Below are 22,785 nucleotides of genomic sequence, written 5' to 3'. Positions count from 1 at the left end.
ACGCGTCGGGCCGTCAGGCAAGCCTGCCGCCCGTCGGCGCTGGTAGACAGGCTACCAGCGCCGATTCACGCGTGTATACGCAAGCGCGGTAATCGCTGGATGCAGACTACGAACCCGTCGAAACCCATGGTGGGGTCAACTACATGCAATCTCGGCGTCGTCACATGAAACGCGGGTCGCCGACTCCGGAAATAGCAGCCGCTATCTCGCCGAAAGTCGCCTCGTCGTCGCCCTGCCATGTCCAGACCGGCGCGGGCCTGAGGTTCTTGACGGGGCGTTCGGGCCTCATCTGCGCGAGCTTCGCGGCATCCGCTTCGTCGCCCCCAAGCCCGATGAGGTCGCCGGCGAACGTCTTTGAAAGCGGGAGCGACGAGCAGGCGTAGACGTCGCCACGGTCGATGATGAGGTGTCCGGCGTGCCAATCCCACTTCGCAAGGTCCTCGGGGCGGAACAGGCGCGCCTCGTGGAGCGTGCGGGACTGGGTCGATGAGCCCGTGTTCGCGCCGCGCGTGCGCGAGTTCTGGACCGTCTCCACTGTGTAAGAGCCAAGCGCCTCGGAGTAGTGTTTGCATGTCTTGAGGTCGTTCGAGGCGAGGAAGAGGGTCGTGTCGAGGTTGTTGAAGATCGCGGGGGCCTCGCTGCGGTAGACGGATTCGATCTGGGAGCGGTCCTGCGCCACGAAGGCCATCCTGACGCCCGCCCCACGGACGATCGAGACGTGTTTCTGCATTCCGTCGATTTTGGGCAGCTGCGCGAACTCCTCGAAGAGGCAGTAGACGGGATGGGGGAGACGACCGCCGCATTCCCTCTCCGCGACGCGGCGCAGGGTCTCCAGCGTTTGGGAAACGAAGGTGGCGACAAGGGCGTCGAGCGCGGTGCTCCCGCCGTTGAATTTGACGTAAAGGCACACGCGACCCTTGGCGAAGTCCTCGGGGCGGTAGTCGGAATTGGAGAGCATCGGGCTGACGGACGGGTCGGCGTAAGGGTCGAGCGCGGCGTTGAGGTTGGTCGCGAAGCCGCCGAACGTCTCTGCGGGGGCGAACGCCACGGCGGAGAGCTGCTGCCGCGCGCTCGAGCCGATGGGGAGCTCCTCGGTGATCTTCTGGAGGGTCTCTTGAGGCATGGACGCGAGCGCGGCGACGGTGGACAGGTTGCGACATTCGTCCGGAACCCTTTCGCTCGATGCGACGAACGCGCTGAGCCCGGAGAAGAGGATGCGCGCCGCGTTGGTCCAGATGGGCGAGGACTCATGGCGGTCGGGGATGAGCGTCGAGGCGAGGATGCGGATTTCGGCGGGCATCTCGTCGGGGCACCGGCCATTGACGCCCTTGGCGCAGTCTATGGCTGGCTGAAGGGGCAGCCATCCGTCGGAGGTCCTCGAATCGGAGAAGTCGATCATAACCACCTTTGCGCCGTTCTTTTCGGCGTGGCGCGCAGTGAGAGAATAAAGCTCACCCTTGGGATCCAGGGTGAAGGTGGAGACGGGCGTCTCCGACTCGATGAGGGCGATTTGGGACGGTGCCAAGACCGAGGTCGTTTTTCCAGATCCGGTGCCGCCGACGATGAGCGCGTTTTGGATGGGCGCGATGAGAAGGCGGTTCCGGGAGGTTCCGATGCCGCCGACGACGAGACCGGGCTGGGACTTCGCCCCGCGCTTCCACACCTTGAATCGACGTTGGAGGGTGAGCGGCGAGCTGATGATGCGCGCGTTTCCGTACGAGCGGTCCGGGCTCGGCTTGGGGCCCGCCCAAGCGCCGTTGTGGAATCCACGGTAGCTCGACAGCGCGATGGTGGCTGCGAGGGCGATGGAGCCAGCGCTGAGGAGCAGCGCGAGGACGAAGTCCACATCGACGGGGCCGAGGCCGAAGGTGCTCGCAATGGAGTTGGCGTTTGCGGAAACGTCCTCGCGCAACGAGGGCCATGCCGCCGTCCAGAAGCCGAGGGCGGCGATGGCGAATCCCGTGAGCGCGATGGCGAAATCGGGCAATGGGCGGGGGAGCTTGTTGTAAGTCTTCATGACGTTCCTTTCCGTAAGGTGCTCGCCTTGCGAACCGTTTGGGTGTCTACGTGCTTGGGTGTCGGGTGCGTGCTTGCGGTGCGATGCTTCAGGAAACCGAAAATAACGACGCGGGCGAGGAGGCAGAGCATGCGCATCGACTGCCTGCCCGCCTGCTCGCTCAGGTCCTGTCGCCCTCGGGAGCTTGCGGGTCCCATTGCCGCCCTCGCGATGATGGAGGCAAGTCCCCTCAGCGCCCTAGGAACGCTCGGCGATATGCGGAGCAGGGCCTTAGCGCTCGGCAGGCGCTCGATGAGTGCGGTGTGGCGCTGCGACCACTTGCCGCTGCGGAGGGCGTCGAAGATGGAGTCCGACTCCTTCTCCCCGAGGAGCGAGGAGGCTTCCTCGACCAGCGCCCGCTCCCTGCGTCTCATTTCGGGGGAGAGCAAGGGCTCGGATTCCGCCTGCGCCTCGCGTTTGGTAAGGCGCTCGGTGGCAGGACCCTGCCTCGCCGCCGCGACGGCGGCGTTCCCGAGGCGCGTCCTCAGGTCGGATTCCGCTGCGGAGACGTGGGCCTCAAGGGCCGCCCCCTTGAGCCCCTTCAGCTCGGCGTGCCGCATGACCGCCTCCCTCCACTGGCTTTGCAGGGCTCGGGCATCGCGGTTTTCGCTTACGACGTGGGCGACCGCGGCGTCGACTTCATCGCGCGCGCCGGGATGCCTTCGGGCGAGGACGCCGTATTTGAGCGAGCCCGTGGCGGGGAGCGCGGCGGCAACCCTCTCCTTGAGGGCTGCGTCTTTGAGGACCGCCTCCTTGACGGCATCGACAAGCGCGTCTCTCGCCTCCGTGCGAAGCATGTTGACCGGCTCGCGAAGGGGCTTGAGGATTTGGCGGGCCAGCTCCTCGTTTGCCGCGACCATCTTCTCCTTCGGCAGGAGCCGGTTGAAGGCACCCGATTGGTCCCATGTCAGGATGTGGACGTGGCGGCTTGTCTGCGACACGTGCATGGCGCAGACGTACCGTATGTCCTCGGGCGCGATGACTCCGAGGGATTCGACGTACCTCGGCCACGCCGCGCGGACGGCGCGCTCCCACTGCTGCTTGGTCAGGAGGCCGAGGCGCTCGGCGTCTTCGTTCCTCACGCTGATGACGCTCGTGATGACTGCGGAGGAGGTTGCCAGCAGCTCGCGCTGTACCTTGATGCGCTCCGGAATGCCGCTGGCGTCGAAGAGCGCGTGGCCCGCGTTGCGCTCGGCGACCGAGCCGGGGCGGAACCCGATGTAGCCGAGCTGGGCCATGAGGGCGTTCTCGCGCTCCACGCGAAGGTCGTCCTCGGATTTCAGTTTCACGGCTCCCGGGCGGTTGGCGATGTAGAGCAGACGGGTCGCCCCGACGGCGGCGTGGGACGCCGTGCCCGCGAGGGCGACCCTGTTGTTGACGATGATCGACGAGCCCGTCACGGCGTGCCCGCCTTCGCCTCGAGGTAGGGGATGCCGGACTGGACCTCCCCGCCGATGCGGGAGTAGTGCGACCATAGCTCCTCGCCGGGGGTGTCGTGCCAAGCGGGGATGATGGCGCGCGACACGTCGGTGAGCAGCGCCTGCGTGGCGATGCTCGCCTTGGTCCCACGGCTCGCGACCTTGGCGACCCTGTTCTCAAGGCGATCGGAGCTTTCCTCCATCTCAGCGCGAAGGAGGTTGAACTCCGCCTCGATCACGTCGCGGATGAGGCCACCCACGGGGGTGGCGAACACTGAGAGGGATTCGCAGGCGAGTCCCTTCTCAAGCAGGTCGCGGATGGCGTCGGCCTCCTTGAGGTCGTTGGCGGCGCAGTAGGACTGAATGCGCCCCTTCAGATGCGGGGTCATGCGAACGGACGTCACAACGGTTTGCTTGCGCGTCACTGGGCACCGCCCTTCTCAAGACAGTGGATGGGGGCGAGGGCTGTTAGGAGGTTGCAGCGCTTGCCCTTCATGGGGCTTTGTATGTCGAGGAGAAGAGCGATGCGGTCGCTCCCCCCATGCTCTCCCTCGCAAAGTTCCAACGACTTGTATTTAGGATTGCGGGCGGATATGGAGTGCGGTTCAGAGCCATTACTGCTATCACCGAAGGCTGGCAGGTTGGTAGAGGGGATAAGAAACCTGTGACTCTCTTCTGAAATGGGGGCGATTGCCCGGTGGCAGTAGCTGTCGAGCGTCAACGCTGACAGCGTGTATGGGATCAATGCGTTCATTGATGGCCTCCATCTGCTACCTCAGTAGGTAGCCTCAAAATCTTGTATGCGGAAATAGGGACGTATGAGGTCGCTCGACAGCAGGTCTCGGCAGACGGAGACGTCCCGAAAGAGGCGGAGCACGCCATGGTGACGGCGCGCTCCTCTGGGCCCATCCTGCCGTTTGAGTGCTGGTTGCGCGGGTCCCCGCGCATTTCTAAATCACCTCATGGAAGACGGCGTGCGCTCCGTCGAAGGTTAGGGGCACGGAGTCCAGAGCGCGGTAACGTGCCTTGATCGCGGTGAGCTTCAGCGCCTTGCGGTTGAAAACATCGCAGCGCTCTTTGTCCTCATGCAGGTAGAGGGCGTTGTCGAAGGAGTACTCGACGGTAGATGCGCCTCCGAACATCTTGAGAGAAGGCGGTTTCGAGCCGTAGAACTCGCGAGATACGCTGCTCGCAACGTACAAAGAAGTGCCGTAGGTGTTGCAGACCGCGCGGAGTTGAGCAACACAGTCATTTATAGCGAGGCGTTCATCAGCGAATGGCGCAGCCGACTTCGTTGCCAATAGCTGGAGGTAGTCGATGAAAACGACTGGGGTTTTCCCGCAAGCGTGGATGCACTCTCCGACAAGCCGTCCGATGTCTGCGACAGAGGAGACTGAAGCGTAGCTGATGTTGGGGGCGATGGTGGCGCGGTAGCACCCGACCGCCGCCTCAAATGCAGCTAAAGAGGTTGTGTCGGCGGCAACGTTCTCGGGGATATCTCCAAGAGTGAGAGTTCCCTTGCTCAGGCGCACAAGGCTCTTGCAGACAAGCTTATGTGCCGGAAGTTCTTCCGTGATGAAGAGGACGGGGTTGCCGCTTGCTGCGACCCCGTCGGCAAGTTGGCCCATCAAGGTGGTTTTCCCTGCGCCGGGGCTGGCACCAAAGGCGGTCATCTGGCAAGGATATATTCCACCGAGAAGCCTGTTTGCAGGCCCAAAGTCAAATACGATTTTGGGCCTGTCCATCGAAATTAGGCCAAGATGCTTATCAAGAGCGGCATCCTCGAATTCAAGCTGTGGGATGGGGGAGGTTACAGGCTGCACGGCTCGGTCACCTCCAAGCGATGCAGGTAATTGAAGAAGCTGGACTCAAGTACGAACAGGCGGCTGTGGACTTTGATTCCGCATCCGCTCTCCTTGATGAGGCGCGCGGCGGTCACGTTGCAGAAGCCGGTGATCTCGCATATCTCGGGCACGCCGAGAAGGCGCTCACGTCCGAGGATGACTGGGACGATTGTTCCGGTGATCGCAGTGTCGTTGCTTTGCGAGTGAGGGATGACCGTCGTTGGAAGGTCAGAAGGGGGCGCGGCTATGGCGAGGGCCATGCCGTCAGGTGGTGTAGTCATGCTACTATCCTTAATGGTTAGCTCGTCCTCCCTCGTCATCCGCCAAGATTCGAGAGGGAGGGCGGGCGCCGATGCTACAGAGGGCTAATTCTTCGCCCCCTTACCGCCCTCGTCGATAATCTCAATCCCATAGGGATTGCCAAGAACGGGGTTATGAGGCATGGCGGGGAAACGACCAATCGCGGGAGATGCGTCCCATTCGGCGAGATTGAGGAAATTGCCCTCAGCGTCGTAGTGAGGGTCGACGCGTTTATTGAGGATTGCTTCGAACTTCGGGAACGCGCGAGTCACGATCTCGTCGATCACCTCGGCGGAGACGTCGCCGGAATGAAAAACAACGAAGTGTGGCACTCCATAGATTTTGCCGTTGCGCACTTCCACAATGGTTGCCTCGTCTGCAAAGGGTGCGTCCATGGGGTTGGCGACAATCCAGTTGCGGGGATCATCGGGAACAAGAATGGACATATCGCCAGCCATGGGGATTTTTACCATGGGTTGGATGGGGGTAAGGCCATCGCTGAGGACATCGAGGATGGATTTAAGCCGTGCCCACGTCTCGACTTCTTTGCTGAGTTCGTTGCGGGCGAGCTCCTCAGACTCCGGCGTAGACTCATAGAGGGACTGGCTTAACTTGCCCTCGCGTTCGACTATCTGAGAAAGCTTGACTGCCTGTTTAGGATTAAGCGAAAGCAGGGAGGGCAGGACGGAATCAATGACAGCACCACGCGAAACGGTCGTGCCGAGTTTGCTGAGCAGATCGCGATAACGGTCTACAAAATAATCTGTTTCTTCACTCATATCAACGGAGCGTTTAATGCGTTTAGGTGAGTTGAAAAGCATGGATCTCCCTTCGTCAAATAAATTATAACACGATATATGTTACGAATAACACGAATAAGGTTACAGATTTAGGATTTACGGACAAGGGAGTCGAATAGCCCAGCCGCCGCGCGATTGTTTTCTTCAACTGCTCGCACGTACATGTTGAGGGTCGTGGTTGCGCTGGCATGGCCGAGCCATGCCTGAATCGTTTTTACGTCAGTGCCTTCAGCTGCGAAAACCGTTGCTACCGTATGACGAAGACCATGCGGGGTTAGGCCAACATAGTCTTTTCCGCGCTGGATTGTCTTTCCGTCGCGGGCGAAGGTGCGGGTTACCGTTTCAAACTGTCCGTAACCGTTATCGACGCAATAGTTCCTGAACCAGCGCCCGAAGTTGTGCCCATCCATGCGGGTGACGTACGGCAGTCTTCCGGCGATGACCTTCTCAAGTCCGATGGAATGGACGATGGGAGTATCGCCAGTCTGTTTCAGGCCGAGTTGGTCAAGCTCGGATGCTTGTAGGGTTCTCCATCTCTCAAGGTATTCCTTGAGAGATGGATTAACGGCGAGGTCACGGTTGCTCATGTCGGACTTCGGCGGGCGAAGCTGCTTATCGTTGGTGTATTGCCATCTGATGCGGATCTTGTCATCGCTGGGGCTGTAATCGTTCCACGACATGCCAAGTGCCTCCCCCTTGCGAAGTCCAAGGTGGAATAGGAGCATCGTGCACACGGTTGCCGGAGACATTGGTTCTGCAAGAAGGCGGTTATAGAAGTCGGGGAGCTGAGATATTTCCAGCGTCTCACGTGGCTTAAGGTCCATCTTCGGGGCCTTAACTTTTCGACACGGATTGCGATTGATTATCTCGTCATCAACTGCGCACTCCATGATCTGACGAAGCTTTACATGAATGCGGTGCAGTTCGCTTTCTGAGAAACGACCAGTATCGCGAGCGTTCGCGTATGCCCTCCGTATATCGTCGGGGCGTAATGCTTTGAGTGGCATGTCTCCAAACAACTCACGGATATGTCGGATGTCGTAGTTTTCACGATTGTGTGAAAGGGGGGACTTCATCTCGTCCTTGCGGAGCCTGTGGAACTCCTCTGCATAACCAGATACAGTCAGCGGAAGATCAGAGGAGCGGGAAGTGCCCAGAAGCTCGTCCTTATAAGCCTCAAGCGCTTTGTCGCACTCGGACTTCCAGTTCTTGGGATTCTTGCTCTTACAGTGATATGTGCGCTTGGGGCTTCTAAGGTATTTGCCTGTGCTCGGGTCTTTGCCGAGAGAGAAGTAAAGTCTGAAGGAACCGGGCCTGCTCTTAATCGGCTCGGCGTAGCCTTTGGCGCTGTCTTTAATCCTGTATTCCATGATGTGCCCTCTGGTCAATGTTTGGGGTACGCTCGGGGGCGGGGCTTTGCGGCCTCGCCCCCGAGCGTACCCCAAAACTTTCACCCCTGCAACTCCACTACGGGGTGAAAAACGGGTGAAACGAAAATCTAATCATTAACTGCAAATCTGACAAAAACACTAATTTACGTGCAGAAATAATAATAGTGGTAAAAACAAGAAATACCAGTTAACGTACTTCTTCATGTTCTCGTAAAGCGGGGGTCACCGGTTCGAGCCCGGTCGCTGGCTCCATCGAAATCAGCAGGTCAGATGCTTCGTGCATCTGACCTGTTTTTGTATGCGTACAAGTCATCGGTGCTGGGCGAAATGCTAAAGCGCGTTTTCGGATTGATTCTGTGGTTGATGATGAAAAAATCCCTTGAAGTAAATTGCTATATCTGCTGCAACAATAAGAGTGCGGTGAGATGGCTGTAAAACCACAGGTGGCGGAAGAGCGTAGAAGACGGAAAGATGCATCAAAAGTTATGACATTTTACTTCAAGGGATTCATTCAGCATCAGGTCTCACGAACACCATCGAGCCTGCCTCTCGTAACTATGTCTTGTGCTTTTGCGGCGCAGGTTCAACAATCTTGCCTAGATGGCAACGCCTTTTGAGGGGAGCATGTGATGGGGTTTGGGCACGTCGATTACATCGTTACGTCCAAGCGGGTCTTTACGAGCGCGGTGGGTGATGACGCGGCTCGCCCCCTGGCGTTTGCCGTTGTGGGCGATCGCATCGAGTTCATGGGAACGCCCGCAGATGTCATCGCCGCCTGCGCGCCGGGCACGCCGGTGCTCGACTTCGGCGATGCCTTCATCTGCCCCGGATTCCACGATGCCCACCTGCACTTCTTCCACACGGCACTTGGAGCATCCCCGTACTTGCTCATGCACATGGGCGAAAGCGAGGCTGAACTCGTGGCGCGCACCGTCGAGTTCGCCGCTGGGCTGCCCAATCACGCCTGGGTGGTCACGCAGGGCTGGCGCGATTACCGTTGGGATCCGCCCGTACCGCCCACCAAGCGCTCGCTCGATGAGGCATTTCCCACCCGCCCGTGCGTTATGTACTCGGGTGATGGCCATACGCTGTGGATGAACACCTGCGCCCTCGAGGCCCTCGGCGTGACCCGCGATTCCGTGCCCCCGCAAGGCGGCAGCTACGACCGCGACGAGAACGGCGAACTCACGGGCATCATCCGCGAGGCTGCTGCCATGGAGCTGCTCCCGCGGTGCCTTGAGTGGCTCACCGAGGACGACATCGCCCGCGCCTACGAGGACCAGATGACTCGCATGGCGGAGCAGGGAATCACATCGATCTGCGATATGGCCCTCATGCCGCACCCCGGCTGCGATTTCATTCGCGACGACGTATACGAGAAACTCTCGCGCGAGGGCAAACTCACCTTGCGCGTGCATATGTACCCCACGCTGCTCGACGACCAGTCGCGCCTGGAGGATCTGCAGGACCGTTACGCGGGTGATGAGTTCCCGTTGCTGCGTGCCCCGGGTTTCAAACAGTTCTTCGACGGCGTGAGCAGCCAACATACCGCGTGGCTGACCGAGCCCTACACGAACGCGCGCTTCGACGGCGACTGTGGGCGTCCCACGGTGCCCACGGACCATATGCGCGAGCTGGTGCTGGCGGCTGCCGAGCGCGGTCATTCCGTGCGCATTCACACCATCGGTGACCGCGCCATTCACGAGGCCCTCGACATCTTTGAGGAGGCGCTGGCTTGGTACGGTGCTTCTATGCAGGGCCGCAACACCCTTGAGCACCTAGAGAACCTCCTGCCCGAGGACATCGACCGCCTGGCAGATCTTGGCGTGCTGGCAAGCTCGCAACCTGGGCACATCACCCTCGACCCGGGTGGTCCCGAGCGCGACCTCGGCCCCGAACGCAGCCGCATCATGTGGCCATTCGCGACGTACACAGCGCGTGGCGTTGAGCAAGCTTTTGGCACTGATTCACCCATCACGGCCGTGACCAGCATGGATGTGCTCTATTGTGCCGTTACGCGTCAGGATCCGTTTACCCATGAACCTTCGGGCGGCTGGCTGCCGAGCGAGCGCATCAGTGCCGCAGACGCGCTGCGCATCTACACTGCAGGCAGCGCCGCGGCGGTGGGCCGCGAGCACGAGCTCGGTCAAATTGCGCCCGGCTACCTGGCTGACTTCGTAGTGCTGGACCGCGACATCACCGTGTGCGACCCGGAGGAGATCCAATCTGCGCAGGTGCTTGTCACCTACGTGGGTGGTCAACGGGTCTACGAGCGGTAGCGGTTGCCGAGGTGTTCTGCATGGATTGTCCATGCTCGTGAACGGTTAGCTAGCGGTGGGCAACTGGGGTTCATCGGCAAGATGCACGCCTTTGCGGACATCCACGTCCCGTTTCCGGACATTTGCGGACAATGTCCGGAAATGGGGTCAAAATGTCCTAAAACGCCTTCAGACGTCCGGAAAGCAATCGATGCTCGATCGCGTCTTTGCGATACCCAATGAGCGCTCAGGAAATCTAAGTGCCGGTTTATAAGATTTTTTGAAGTCGTGTTGTATAACTTCTGGAAGCTGGGTACTATTCATCGCGTACATAAACCGCATGGGCCTTGGCGTGGAGCCGGGGTGCCAGCAAAGGAGGAGACGAACATGTCTTTGAAGCCGCTTGCAGATCGCGTTCTGATCAAGCCCGACGCTGCTGAGCAGAAGACCGCTTCTGGTCTGTACATCGCCAGCAACGCCCAGGAGAAGCCGCAGCGCGGCACCGTCGTCGCCGTGGGCGCCGGCAAGCTCAACGACAAGGGCGAGCGCCTGCCGCTCGACGTTCACGAGGGCGATGTTGTCATCTACGGCAAGTTCGGTGGCAACGAGATCAAGGTCGACGGTGAGGACTACCTCCTCATGCGCGCCGACGACATCTACGCCGTCGTCGAGTAGCATCTCCGGACCTCAATTTAGTGCCTGTCCCTAAATTGAGGCGTGGTACTCGTTCTCGCCGCTGCGGCGCGCGACTCAGCCGCAGGCGGCATCCAACTTCACTCATTTGGAGGATTGAACAATGGCAAAGAACATTACGTTCGACTCTGACGCTCGCGCCAAGCTCGCCAAGGGCGTCAACACCCTGGCAGACGCCGTGACCGTTACCATGGGCCCCAAGGGCCGCTATGTGGCACTGCAGCGCTCCTTCGGCGCTCCCACCATCACCAACGACGGCGTCTCCGTCGCCAAGGAGATCGAGCTCGAGGATAACATCGAGAACATGGGCGCTCAGCTGGTGAAGGAGGTTGCCACCAAGACCAACGACACCGTGGGTGACGGCACCACCACCGCCACGCTGCTGGCCCAGGCCATCGTCAACGACGGCCTCAAGAACGTCGCAGCCGGCGCCAACCCGCTCGCCATCCGTCGTGGTATCGACAAGGCTGTCAACGCCGCCGTCGCCGAGATGAAGGCCCTCGCCAAGCCGGTCGAGACCAAGGAGCAGATCGCGTCCGTCGGCACCATCTCCGCCGGCGACCCCGAGGTCGGCGCCAAGATTGCCGACGCCATGGATGTCGTGGGCAAGGACGGCGTCATCACCGTCGAGGACTCCCAGACCTTCGATATCACCATCGACACCGTCGAGGGCATGCAGTTCGATAAGGGCTACGTCTCCGCGTACTTCGTCACGGACAACGACCGCATGGAGGCCGTGATGAAGGATCCTTACATCCTCATCACCGACCAGAAGATCTCCAACGTGCAGGACATCATGCCTGTGCTCGAGGCCGTCTCCCGCGCCGGCAAGGGTCTGCTCATCATTGCCGAGGACATCGACGGCGAGGCTCTGCCCACGCTCGTCCTGAACAAGATCCGCGGCGCTCTCAACGTCTGCGCCGTGAAGGCTCCTGGTTACGGTGACCGTCGCAAGCGCATGCTCGAGGACATCGCCGTCCTTACCGGTGGCCAGGCTGCCCTTGACGAGCTCGGCATCAAGGTCGCCGACATCACCGCCGACATGCTCGGTACCGCCAAGAGCGTGACCATCACCAAGGACAACACCACCATCGTCGACGGTGCCGGCTCCAAGGACGCCATCGCCGATCGCGTTGCCGCCATCAAGGGCGAGATGGAGCACACCGACTCCGAGTTCGACCGTGAGAAGCTCCAGGAGCGCCTTGCCAAGCTCTCCGGCGGCGTTGCCGTCATCAAGGTCGGTGCCGCTACCGAGACCGAGCTCAAGGAGATCAAGCACCGCGTCGAGGACGCCCTGCAGGCTACCCGCGCGGCCGTTGAGGAGGGCATCGTCGCTGGCGGCGGTGTCGCCTTCATGGACGCCCTGCCCGCGCTTGAGGGTCTCGAGGTCTCCGACCCCGAGGAGCAGATCGGTATCGACATCATCAAGAAGGCGCTGACCGCTCCCGTGGCCACCATTGCCAAGAACGCCGGTTACGAGGGCGCCGTCATCGTGGACAAGGTTTCCGAGCTCCCCGCGGGCGAGGGCCTGAACTCCGCCAACGGCGAGTGGGGCAACATGATCGACATGGGCGTGCTCGACCCGGTCAAGGTCACCCGCACCACCCTGCAGAACGCCGCCTCCGTGGCGAGCCTCATCCTCATCACCGAGGCCACCGTCACCGACGTGCCGAAGAACACCCAGCTCGAGGATGCCATCGCGGCTGCTACCGCGGGTGCCCAGGGCGGTGGCATGTACTAAGCCGTAAGGCCTAAAACTCCCACCGGAATCCCCCGGCGGTCCCACGCGCTCAGCTTCGCGGCAATGCCGCTCAGAAGTCGCGCTTTGGGATCCGCCGGGGGATTCCTGCGTTTACGGCCTTGTATGGGCTGTGGTGGGGGAGGGTGCTTTAGGGTCTATGCGTTCTGCCCTACATCTTGCGCATCGCTGCTCGAGAACGGGGCGGCTTCGTCATGTTCGTCGGCATTTTAAACGGGATCGTCTTGTCCAGTATACTCGACAGAATGGTAGGCGAACGATTCACGAGATGCCCTCCTCTTGACATGGAGAGGGGGTTCTATGTGTTTGAAGATGTTCGATTGGTTTGAACAATCTAATGTCGCGCATCTATCTCTTGTTGCGCATTCCCCATGTGCTGCCTTGATTTAAAACACCATTAATTCCAACACAATAAACTCCCTCCATTTCAACCTACCGTTGCGATGGAATTACCGACCGTTAATCGAAATGCGGACATAATGTTCGAAAATGTTCGTTACATTGGGCCGGATATGCTGGGCTGCGCATGCAGCAAGGTTGATGGGAGACAGATGGGAAGAAGGCAGAGCTTCGAGATGGCGGGGCGTCCGTTATTTCGCAACGTCTTGAGGCGCCCGCGTCATGTGATCGCCTACGCGCTCGCGGGCGCGGCTGTCACGGCGACGTGCGTGTTTGCGGCTCCTCCGGCGATCGCCGACCAAACGGTGACGCCTCAGACCGCCCAAGGTTACTGGTCGTTTGAAAAGAAGGGCGAGGACGGCACCTACGTCAACGAGGGCACCAAGAAGGACCTCAAGCTGACGGTAAGCGGCGAGGGCGCAAAGGTCGAGGCGAGCGATATGACCGCGCTCGGCAATTCGCTCAACTTGGCCGATAAGAGCAAGGATTTTGACGTCAAGGTTGCCCAGGCGGTCGACTCGCAAAAGGTGTACAGCATCTCCATGTGGCTGAAGTCGGAGGACAGCGCGCCTGGCGCCAAGACCGCCATTCTCCAGTTTACAGGCGAGGGGCGCACGCTTCTGTACCAGCGTGCCGATGGTGAGTTCGTTTCCTTTGTTGGCAAGGTAGACAGCAGCTTGGGTTCGGATCCCAAGCGCGGAAGTTGGGAGCATCTCGTTCTCACCAAGACGGGCGATCCCAAGAATGTCACGCTCTATGTGAACGGCGAGAAGAACGGTTCCGGTACGTGGACCGAGACGTTGCCCGCTGGCATGATGGACCTTCTCATCGGCGAGCACAAGAACCCCAACGATATGTCCCGCTTCCAAGGGAAAATCGACGAGCTGTGCGTCTTCGATACCGTCCTGACCGAGCAGCAGGTCAAACAGCTCTATGCCTCGTACGGCGACATCACCATCGCCGACGAGCTCGCGCGCGATGTCGAAGCTGCGCAATAGCTTTACGACGACGCCTCTACCAAGGACGCTGCCGAGTACCAGTCTCTCAAGGTCGCTATCGACAAGGCGAATGCTGCCATAGAGGGCAAGGACGTCGAGGCCATGAAGGCTGCCAAGGCCGAGCTGGCCGCTTCGGTCGCCGCCGTGCGCGCGCTGGGCGCGACGATCACCGTTGACCCGTCCGTCGTGGGCCGCGCCATCGACGATTCGCTCTTTGGCATCAACCACCGGTATTCCAACTACGGCTATGGCACCGTGAACGCGGACGGCACCGTTAAGGACGACTTCGCCGCGCTCTACAAGCAGGCGGGCTTTGGCTCCCTGCGCTACCCGGGCGGCACGATCTCCAATAACTACGTGTGGACCGAGTCCATTGGCGACCTCGATCCCATCACCAAAGAGATTGAGCGCACCCCGCAGATCCACGGCTTCTATAACAACCAGGGCCAGGCGGGCTTTATACCTGCGTTCGGCCTGCTCGAGGTCGCAGAGTTCGCGGAGCAGATGAACTCCGAGATCATCATGGTCTACGGCATCGGCCGCGGTGACGCGCTCGACGCTGCCGACATGGTCGAGTTCCTGAACGCCGAGCAGGGTACCAACCCCAATGGTGGTGTTGCTTGGGCCGATAAGCGCGCTGAGCTCGGCCACCCCGAACCCTTCGGCATCCGTTATTTCGAGATCGGCAATGAGAACAACCAGGGCGGCGATGACGGCACTGCCTCGCAGCAGTATTGGATGCCCAACGTCAACGGTGGTGCCCTTGAGGGCTATGTAGACGGTGGCACCGCGACCTTCAACAAGCAGTACGCCGTCATTCGTGGCGATTGGAACGTCGCCAAGTCTTACTCCACGGGTGAGAAGGACCAGGAATTCGCCTGCCGCTACGCGCTTATCCCGCGCACCGATGAGAAGGGCAAGGCTCGTGACGCGGTCGTGAAGGACTCCGTCAAGGTTTACGTGGGCGATGAGCTTTGGAGCCCTGTCGACAACATCAAGTCCGCCAAGCCAGGCGACAAGGTTTACCAGCTCGACATGACCACCGGCTTCTTCACCTTCGGCGATGGCGAGCACGGCGCGATTCCCGAGAAGGGCAAGCAGATCAAGGTGGACTATCAGGTCGCCCGCGATGGCTTCATCGATATCTCCCAAGCCATGCGCAGTACCATGGAGCAGATCAACAAAGATGCCGGAACCCAGGACGAGATCGAGATCTACACCTCGTGGGAGGCCGACAATTTCGTCGACAAGATGCACGAGAAGAACGCCGACGCCCTCTACGACGGCATGGCCGTGCATCCCTACACCAACAAGGTGGGAAATCCCGCCAACAACGACAACACCCCCACGGTTGAGAACAAGACACAGTGGTACCTCGACGTCATGCGCTTGGGCGACGGTGTTGCCAACAACGTGCAGAAGCATGTCGACTACATGCGCAAGGTGACGGGCGACAACACCAAGGTGCCGGTCATTTCGGAATACGGCATCTTCCGCTCGACCAATACCATGGTGCGTTCGCAGACGCATGCACTCTACATTGCCCGCGCCATCATGGAGTATGCCGAGCAGGGGAGCCCCTACATTCAAAAGCACTGTCTGGTGGACTACTATTCCAGCGGCGCCGACTCGCTTGGCCCCACCCAGCAAGCCGTTATCCAGGCCGTTGCCCAGGGTAACCTGGACAACCAGAAGGACGGAACCGGCGAGTTCAAGTTCTTCTCCACGCCGAGCGCGCACATCTTCCAGATGCTGAATGGCAGCTTTGGCTCCAAGATGGTGGGCACGTCGCTTTCGAACGAAGGAACGCTCTCCAACGGTGTATCCCAGCATTCCGTCATGGCCTCGACCGACGAGAACGGCACCGTCTACATTGCCATTGTCAACCTGGGCCTGAACGACGTTGAAACGGCCGGTGCCGATGCCGCGCTGTCGCAGAAGGTCACGCTCGCCGTGAACGGCATGGATCTCACGGGCAAGACGCTCAAGATCAAGACGCTCGCCGGTGACAGCTTCTACCAGGAGAACGACCTCGCCAACCCTGAGAACCTGGCGATTGAGGAGCGCACCGAGGAGGCAACGGGTGCCACGCATGAGCTTGAGCTCGCCCCGCACTCCTTTACGATCGTGGCCATTGGTGATGGCTCCGAGGAGCCGCCGGTGGATCCCGATCCGGAGCCCGAACCGACGGTCTACACGATCAAGCTTATGCTTGATGGTGAGCTTCACAAGACCATTGACGTGGTGGATGGCGAGCTCTCCGAGGAACTTCCCGTGCTCACTCGCGAGGGTTGGGTCTTTGAGGGCTGGTTCTATGAGGACGGCACCGCGTTCGATTCCAGCAGGCCGATTGAGGGCGATCTGGTGCTGAGTGCCAAGTGGACCAAGGCATCGACGCCGGACGAACCGTCCGAGAAACCGACCGACCCCAAACCCACGCCAAAGCCCGAGCAGAAGCCCCAGGGAGGCCTGCCCCAAACGGGCGATGCCTCGACGCTGATGGTTGCAGGTGGCGTGGCTGTCGGTGTCGCAACGACAATAGCCGGCGCACGTGCTCGCAAGCGTCGCGTTTAGTCAAAAAGGATCCGTCCATTGAGGGCGGATCCTTTTTTGCATCGCGGTCCACGTGACCGGCAAGGTTCTTGGCACCGATTGGTACGAGTGCGAGCTCGACGGCAAGACGGTCTACATGAGCGACGACTGGCTTGACCCTGAGCTGCCGCAGGTCAAGAACCGCGCGCGGGTTTCTGTGTCGAAGGCGCAATGGTGCATGATCGTTTTACCGCCCATGCATGCGTGGCGACTATGAAAGACAAAACAGCCACTATTGTCTTGCATGGTCGACACATATCGGGCGCCCCTCGTCATGTTCAATCCTGTACGCAGGTATACAATAGCTCGAGGTGTTCATCGAGCGATTGGATGCGAAATGGTGCGCACGAAGAGCCCCGGCCTTGTTCCACCCCCCTCCATCATTTGGCCTGTACTGCTTGTATTGAGCGCCGCATTTCTGCTTACGGGAGCCTTTACTAACGAATTGTGGTTTGACGAGAGCTTCTCAGTTGCTATGGCGACCCACTCGTTTGCGGAGATTTGGGACATTGGTGCTTTGGACGTTCACCCTGTGCTGTACTACTGGATGCTCCATCTGGTGAACGTAATTTTTGGAACGAATTTAATCGTCTATCGCGTGGTCACGTTGCTTCCAACGTTCTTGTTCGCCGTGCTGGGCGCAACGGTCGTTCGACGGGATTACGGCGATATTGCCGGTCTGCTGTTTGCCGTGATGTCCGTTATGTTGCCGCACGCCTCGTCAATGTCCGTGCAGCTTCGCATGTATTCTTGGGCTGCTTTTTCGATCGGGGCGTGTTTCCTGTGCGCGCTGCATATCAAAAAGCTTTCCGATGCAGGCGCCCGACGCCCGACGCGCCTTTGGGTTCTTTTTGCCCTAGCGAGCCTCGCCTCGGCATATTTGCATTATTTTGGTGCCATTGCCGCATTCATTATTAACTTGCTGCTCATGATTCATCTGCTGCGCGGCGTTGCGGCAAAGTCGGAAAATGCTCAATCCAACATGGGCGCATTTGTGGTATCGACCGTATGCCAGCTTGCCTTGTACGCCCCGTGGTTACTTAAACTGTTGGACCAGCTCTCCGTGGTATCAACGTCTTATTGGATTAAGCTCACGCCCGCCCGCCTTGCTCAAATGATGGTATATCCGCTCGTTTCGACCCAGATGCTCGATGAGGCTCGTGGTCTGAGCGGTGGCATGTTCCAAATGGTTGCGCTGGTGTTCCTTGCGCTTGCTGCTGCGCTTCTGCTTCTACTTGCCTCTCTGTTTATCAGGTTTTGCATGATTTCATTGAGGCCGATGGCACGCGGGTCCCATTGTCGCGTGCAGCGCTCGGATGATTGGGCCGTCGACGTTTGGTGGGGCGTTGCAGTGTATGCAGGTACGGTGGCGTTCGCCTTGGCTGCTTCGGTGCTTCTGGCATCCCCTATAGCTGTTGCTCGCTACTTTTACGTTGCGTTGCCGCCGTTGCTGCTGGCCATCTCTATCGTTGCGGCAAAGCTTTTGGGTGTGCGTGCAATCGCCTGCGGCTGTGCGTCACTCATCGCTGTGGGGCTATACGGCCAGGCGGTTTTTGTGGCCGCCGGGTATTCCCAGCTCAACAATGAGCCGATTGACTATCTCGAGGCGGTGGCGCACACCTACGATAACGATGGTGAGCCCACCGTTATTTCAAGTAATATTTTGTGTGCAGGAACGTATGCGGTGATGTGCAACGATGTGCCGCAGACGTTCATTGCCCCCGATACGGGTATCGGCCGCGCGTACCGCGTGTACGCGCCCGTTATGTCGTTTGCGGCACATGTCGAGGAGGCCCTGAGTGCCTCCGGGCGATTTATTGTGGTGCTTGATGAAGACAATGCGGAGGAAAACGACGTATACGAGGTCACGTCGCTTGCAGATGACCTCGTGGCGACCGGTGCATTTGAGGTGGTTGAGGGAAGGACGTTCTATCGTCCGTACGAGCGGAACAACTATACGGTTACCGTGCTTGAGCGCATGCAATGACACGTGGCTTTGGCCACGGTTGCAGCCATGCTCGCCCCCGTTTTCCGTAGGGAATGCGGAGGCGTTGCACGTGGGAAGGGGTGCGGTTGACTCGCGGACGGGTCGACGGGCCAACGCGGCAGCTTATCGCGTGCGAATGGTGGTGGAGTACTGGGAGAAAGTCTCGGGCCGTTGACGCGTCTCGGTGTATTCGACCATGATGCCCTCAAGGTCAAATGTGTGGCTGCGCATAACCGAGACGGCGTTGAACCCATCAAGATCGATGCAGCGCTCGTCCTGCTCGGTTACGCCTTCAACGGTGATGATGCGGCGGCTTGTGGCGATTTTGATTCTGCGCTCCCCCTCTAAAAAACGATAGATGCCGCCCTCTACGATCGGGGGCGTGAGCCCCTCAACCACCGACGAGAGGTAGTAGCTTTCGTCGGTCGAGAGAGCCTTGCCGTCGGCGATGCGGACGCGCAGCACGTGCGTGAGCTCGCTTCCTGCAGGAAAGCCCGTCAGACGGGCGAGGTCTTCGTCTGCCGTGAGGTCCTCAAGTACCAGGCATCGCGTGGTCGGCGTGAAATTGAGGCGCGCTGCCATCTCGTTGAAGGTTTCAAGCCCGTCGTAGCCGCGGCTTACGTCGAGCGTGGGGTCGCGGATAACGCGCACGCCCTTACCCTGCTGCGACTGCACATAGCCGTCGGACGCGAGCTCGGCGAGCGCCCGCCGTACCGAGCTGCGCGAGCAGCTGTACCTGCCCGTAAGCTCGTTTTCGGAGGGCAAAAACGCGCCATACGCAATATCTCCGCATTCGATGCGGCCTTTGAGATCTTGATAGATGTCTTGGTAGACCGATTTAGGCATGATGACCCCACGTCCGTGCGAGCTTACCTTGTTTGAGCTTGTACGAACATGATACTGCAACAGGGCGCGCTGGTGTACGATCGCGCATGCCGTCGACCATCAGCATGGAAACACGTTCACCGGTAAAAACCGACCGTTCAGGGAAGGTCCCTTCTCAATAATTGACTTGTACGAACAAGTAAGCAATTATGATGCTACACAACTTGTACGAACAAGCAATCCCGTAAAGGCGCCAAGGGATGTTCGCGCAGGTGGCACGTAGCGCCCCGCAAAGGACGGGACGCACGAGAGGGGAAAGGAACTTCCTGCCATGATGCAGAAGATTCAGAAGTTCGGAGGTGCGATGTTCACCCCGGTCATGCTGTTCGCGTTCGCGGGCGTCGTGATCGGATTTGGCACGCTCTTCACGACCGAGGTCATCTTTGGGCCTCTCGCCGCACCCGACACCATGTGGTACGGCGTCTGGAATGTCATCCTTCAGGGTGGTTGGACCGTCTTCAACCAGCTGCCGTTGCTATTCGCCGTGTCGCTTCCCATTGGCCTCGCCAATAAGCAGAACGCTCGTTGCTGCATGGAAGCTCTTGTGGGCTACCTCACGTTCCAGTACTTCGTGAGCACGCTGCTCTCGCAGTGGGGCGGCTTCTTCGGTGTCGACTTCGCCGCCGAGGTGGGCGGAACGTCCGGACTTGCCATGATCGCCTCGATCAAGACGCTCGACATGGGCATGATCGGCGCTCTCGCTGTCTCCGGCATCGTGATTGCCATCCACAACAAGTTCTACGAGGTCGAACTGCCCGAATGGCTGGGCGTCTTTGCCGGTTCCACCTTCGTCTACATCGTCACGTTCTTCGTGATGCTCCCGGTTGCCTTCCTTGCCTGCCTCGGCTGGCCCCATGTCCAGGACGGCATCCGTGCCTTCCAGGGCTTCGTGGCAACCACCGGCACCTTGGGCGTGGGCGTGTTCGCCTTCCTTGAGCGCGCTCTCATCCCGTTCGGTCTGCACCATCTCATGTACAGCCCGTTCTATTATGACAATGCCGTGGTCGACGGCGGCATCTACACCGCCTTCGCCACCGCACTGCCCCAGATCGCCGCATCCACCGATTCGCTCAAGGAGCTCGCTCCTTACGCCGCCTTCACCTGTTCCAGCTGGTCGAAGATCTTCGGTTGCCCGGGCATCGCGCTTGCCTTCTACGCCACCGCCAAGCCCGAGAAGAAGAAGGAGCTGCTCTCCCTGCTCATCCCCATTACCCTCACCGCGATCTTCTGCGGCGTGACCGAGCCCATCGAGTTCACCTTCCTGTTCATCGCTCCGCCGCTGTTCTTGGTCCACTGCATTATCACGGCGTTCCTCGCCATGGCCATCAACATGGTCGGCTGCGTGGGCGTGTTCGCCGGTGGTCTCATCGAGATCAGCTCGCTGAACTTTATCCCGCTCATGGCCAATCACTGGCAGCAGTACCTCATGACGCTCGTCGTCGGCCTCGTCTTTACCCTCATCTGGTTCGTGGTCTTCCGCTTCCTCATCCTCAAGTTCGACTTCAAGACGCCTGGTCGCGAGGATGATGCCGAGGAGGTTAAGTTCCGCAGCAAGGCCGAGTACCGCGCCGCCAAGAATGGCGAGCTCGCCGATGCCGTAGGCGTCGAGATCGACGAGTCCGACCCCTATGCGGTCATGGCCGCTGCCGTCCTCGAGCTGCTTGGCGGTGCGGACAACATCGTCGACGTGACCAACTGCGTGACCCGTCTGCGCGTCAACGTGAAGGACGAGACCCTCGTGGCCGACGATCCCGACTTCAAGTCCATTGGTACGAGCGGCATCGCCAAGAACGGCAAGGGTATGCAGGTCATCATCGGCCTCAAGGTGCCCAAGGTCCGCGATCGCTTCGAAGCTCTTCTCTAAGGGGTGGGCAGGCGCCGGGCGGTGACGCCTTGCGTCTCCCAAAACGCGCCGACCATCACGGGGCCGCCCGTCCCAGCACAACCGGGCACGCCATTTTGGTACCAACCGGGCGCCGCACGTGGCCGCGGCGGCGCCCCCACAACAGGTAGGCGGCCGGATCCAGGAGGGATCAACCATGGCAAAGTCCAGCTACGCAGTAACCATCGCCGGCGGCGGCTCTACCTTCACCCCCGGCATCGCGCTGATGCTCCTCAAGGAGCACGATCGCTTCCCCGTGGACAAGGTCATCTTCTACGACAACAACGCCGAGCGCCAGGAGATCGTGGCCAAGGCCTGCGAGATCTACTTCAAGGAGAATGCGCCTGAGCTCGACTTCTCCTACACCACCGACCCTGTGGAGGCATTCACCGGCATCGACTTCGTCCTCGCCCACATCCGTGTGGGCCTCTACGCCATGCGCGAGCTCGACGAGAAGATCCCGCTGAAGTACGGATGCGTGGGCCAGGAGACCTGCGGCGCCGGCGGCATCGCCTACGGCATGCGCTCCATCGGCGGCGTCATCGAGATCCTCGACTACATGGAGAAGTACTCTCCCAACGCCTGGATGCTCAACTACTCCAACCCGGCCGCCATCGTGGCCGAGGCCTGCCGCGTGCTGCGCCCGAACTCCAAGATCATCAACATCTGCGACATGCCCATCGACCTCATGGACAAGATGGCCGTCATGTGCGGTCTTGAGGATCACCGCGACCTGCAGTACAGCTACTACGGCCTGAACCACTACGGCTGGTTCACCAAGATCTTTGACAAGCAGGGCAACGACCTCATGCCCGAAATCAAGAAGCACATGGCCAAGAACGGTTACCTCGACGGCATCAGCCATGAGGAGGGCCAGGAGCAGCATATCGACGAGTCCTGGATCCACACCTTCGGCAAGGCCAAGGACGTCTATGCGCTCGACCCGGAGACCATCCCGAACACCTACCTCAAGTACTATACCTTCCCGGACTATGTGGTTGAGACCTCCAACCCCGAGTACACCCGCGCCAACGAGGTCATGGACGGCCGCGAGAAGAAGGTCTTCGGCGCCTGCCGCAAGGTGATCGAGACCGGCACCGCCAAGGGTGCGGGCTTCGAGGCCGATGCGCACGCCACCTACATCGTCGACCTGGCCTGCGCCTTGGCCGAGAACACCGGCGAGCGCTTCTTGCTCATCGTCCCCAACGACGGCGCCGTGTCCAACTTCGACGAGACCGCCATGGTCGAGGTCCCCTGCATCGTGGGCTCCAACGGCTACGAGAAGATCTGCCAGGGCAAGGTCCCGCAGTGGCAGAAGGGTATGCTCGAGCAGCAGGTCTCCGTCGAGAAGCTCGTCGTCCAGGCCTGGGTCGAGGGCTCCTACCAGAAGCTGTGGCAGGCGCTGACGCTTTCCGCCACCATCCCGTCCGCCAAGGTCGCCAAGCAGATCTTGGACGAGCTCATCGAGGCCAACAAGGACTTCTGGCCCGAGCTTAAGTAGTCGACTTCCCCAAGCACCGCAC

Annotated in this window: 18 protein-coding genes; 9 read left to right on the top strand and 9 right to left on the bottom strand. The window is 60.1% G+C overall.

Annotation, left to right across the window (positions count from 1 at the left end; translation table 11 throughout):
• Positions 1-160 precede the first annotated feature (160 nt).
• The 8 genes from Q5Q88_RS01095 to Q5Q88_RS01060 all read right to left on the bottom strand — a co-directional run bounded on the left by Q5Q88_RS01095 (position 161) and on the right by Q5Q88_RS01060 (position 7,788).
• Entirely contained in the window at positions 161-2,017 is a 1,857-nt protein-coding gene (locus Q5Q88_RS01095; RefSeq protein ID WP_302741279.1) for a type IV secretory system conjugative DNA transfer family protein, read from the bottom strand.
• Positions 2,014-3,456: a hypothetical protein gene (locus Q5Q88_RS01090; RefSeq protein ID WP_302741277.1), complete on the bottom strand. Its 1,443-nt coding sequence runs from the start codon at positions 3,454-3,456 to the stop codon at positions 2,014-2,016. The genes Q5Q88_RS01095 and Q5Q88_RS01090 overlap by 4 nt, the downstream gene beginning before the upstream one ends.
• Complete coding sequence (locus tag Q5Q88_RS01085; RefSeq protein ID WP_302741275.1) at positions 3,453-3,899, bottom strand: hypothetical protein; 447 nt, start codon at positions 3,897-3,899, stop codon at positions 3,453-3,455. The genes Q5Q88_RS01090 and Q5Q88_RS01085 overlap by 4 nt, the downstream gene beginning before the upstream one ends.
• Positions 3,896-4,228, bottom strand: a complete 333-nt coding sequence (locus Q5Q88_RS01080) for a hypothetical protein (RefSeq protein ID WP_302741273.1) — start codon at positions 4,226-4,228, stop codon at positions 3,896-3,898. The genes Q5Q88_RS01085 and Q5Q88_RS01080 overlap by 4 nt, the downstream gene beginning before the upstream one ends.
• Before the next feature lie 196 nt (positions 4,229-4,424).
• Complete coding sequence (locus Q5Q88_RS01075) at positions 4,425-5,297, bottom strand: DnaB-like helicase C-terminal domain-containing protein (RefSeq protein WP_302741271.1); 873 nt, start codon at positions 5,295-5,297, stop codon at positions 4,425-4,427.
• A complete protein-coding gene (locus Q5Q88_RS01070; RefSeq protein ID WP_302741269.1) occupies positions 5,285-5,599 on the bottom strand; it encodes a hypothetical protein in 315 nt (104 codons plus the stop codon). Before Q5Q88_RS01070 ends, Q5Q88_RS01075 begins: the two co-directional genes overlap by 13 nt.
• 84 nt (positions 5,600-5,683) lie before the next feature.
• Entirely contained in the window at positions 5,684-6,439 is a 756-nt protein-coding gene (locus tag Q5Q88_RS01065) for a hypothetical protein (RefSeq protein ID WP_302741267.1), read from the bottom strand.
• 68 nt (positions 6,440-6,507) lie between these two features.
• Positions 6,508-7,788: a tyrosine recombinase XerC gene (locus Q5Q88_RS01060; protein WP_302741266.1), complete on the bottom strand. Its 1,281-nt coding sequence runs from the start codon at positions 7,786-7,788 to the stop codon at positions 6,508-6,510.
• 650 nt (positions 7,789-8,438) lie between these two features.
• Between Q5Q88_RS01060 and Q5Q88_RS01055 the strand changes: the two genes are divergently transcribed.
• The 7 genes from Q5Q88_RS01055 (at position 8,439) to Q5Q88_RS01025 (ending at position 18,495) form a co-directional block, all read left to right on the top strand.
• The gene (locus Q5Q88_RS01055) at positions 8,439-10,088 is read left to right on the top strand and encodes an amidohydrolase (RefSeq protein WP_302741302.1); all 1,650 of its coding nucleotides are present in this window, start codon (positions 8,439-8,441) and stop codon (positions 10,086-10,088) included.
• 366 nt (positions 10,089-10,454) lie between these two features.
• A complete protein-coding gene (gene groES / locus Q5Q88_RS01050; RefSeq protein WP_118652629.1) occupies positions 10,455-10,742 on the top strand; it encodes a co-chaperone GroES in 288 nt (95 codons plus the stop codon).
• Positions 10,743-10,863: 121 nt separating this feature from the next.
• Complete coding sequence (groL, locus tag Q5Q88_RS01045; RefSeq protein ID WP_118652631.1) at positions 10,864-12,501, top strand: chaperonin GroEL; 1,638 nt, start codon at positions 10,864-10,866, stop codon at positions 12,499-12,501.
• A 569-nt stretch (positions 12,502-13,070) separates the two neighbouring features.
• Positions 13,071-13,916 carry a LamG domain-containing protein gene (locus Q5Q88_RS01040; protein WP_302741262.1) on the top strand — a complete coding sequence of 282 codons (846 nt, stop codon included), beginning with the start codon at positions 13,071-13,073 and terminating at the stop codon, positions 13,914-13,916.
• Between the two features lie 102 nt (positions 13,917-14,018).
• Positions 14,019-16,490 (top strand): hypothetical protein, encoded by a 2,472-nt coding sequence (locus Q5Q88_RS01035; protein WP_302741260.1) that lies wholly within the window; start codon positions 14,019-14,021, stop codon positions 16,488-16,490.
• A gap of 52 nt (positions 16,491-16,542) precedes the next feature.
• Positions 16,543-16,725, top strand: a complete 183-nt coding sequence (locus tag Q5Q88_RS01030; protein ID WP_294122014.1) for a hypothetical protein — start codon at positions 16,543-16,545, stop codon at positions 16,723-16,725.
• A 120-nt stretch (positions 16,726-16,845) separates the two neighbouring features.
• Positions 16,846-18,495, top strand: coding sequence for a hypothetical protein (locus tag Q5Q88_RS01025; RefSeq protein WP_302741259.1), 1,650 nt, complete (start codon positions 16,846-16,848; stop codon positions 18,493-18,495).
• Positions 18,496-18,618: 123 nt separating this feature from the next.
• Here the strand turns inward: Q5Q88_RS01025 and Q5Q88_RS01020 are convergent, their stop codons facing one another.
• Complete coding sequence (locus Q5Q88_RS01020) at positions 18,619-19,341, bottom strand: UTRA domain-containing protein (protein ID WP_118654345.1); 723 nt, start codon at positions 19,339-19,341, stop codon at positions 18,619-18,621.
• 310 nt (positions 19,342-19,651) lie between these two features.
• On the opposite strand from Q5Q88_RS01020, the gene Q5Q88_RS01015 reads away from it, so the two are divergent.
• Both Q5Q88_RS01015 and Q5Q88_RS01010 read left to right on the top strand, forming a co-directional pair.
• Positions 19,652-21,244 carry an alpha-glucoside-specific PTS transporter subunit IIBC gene (locus Q5Q88_RS01015; RefSeq protein WP_302741257.1) on the top strand — a complete coding sequence of 531 codons (1,593 nt, stop codon included), beginning with the start codon at positions 19,652-19,654 and terminating at the stop codon, positions 21,242-21,244.
• A gap of 175 nt (positions 21,245-21,419) precedes the next feature.
• Entirely contained in the window at positions 21,420-22,763 is a 1,344-nt protein-coding gene (locus tag Q5Q88_RS01010) for a 6-phospho-alpha-glucosidase (protein ID WP_302741255.1), read from the top strand.
• The last annotated feature ends 22 nt before the right edge of the window (positions 22,764-22,785 follow it).

The organism is uncultured Collinsella sp. (assembly GCF_959026545.1).
Classification (GTDB): Bacteria; Actinomycetota; Coriobacteriia; order Coriobacteriales; family Coriobacteriaceae; genus Collinsella.
Note: the sequence above shows the minus strand (reverse complement) of the source record. Positions and strands in the feature narration are given on the sequence as shown.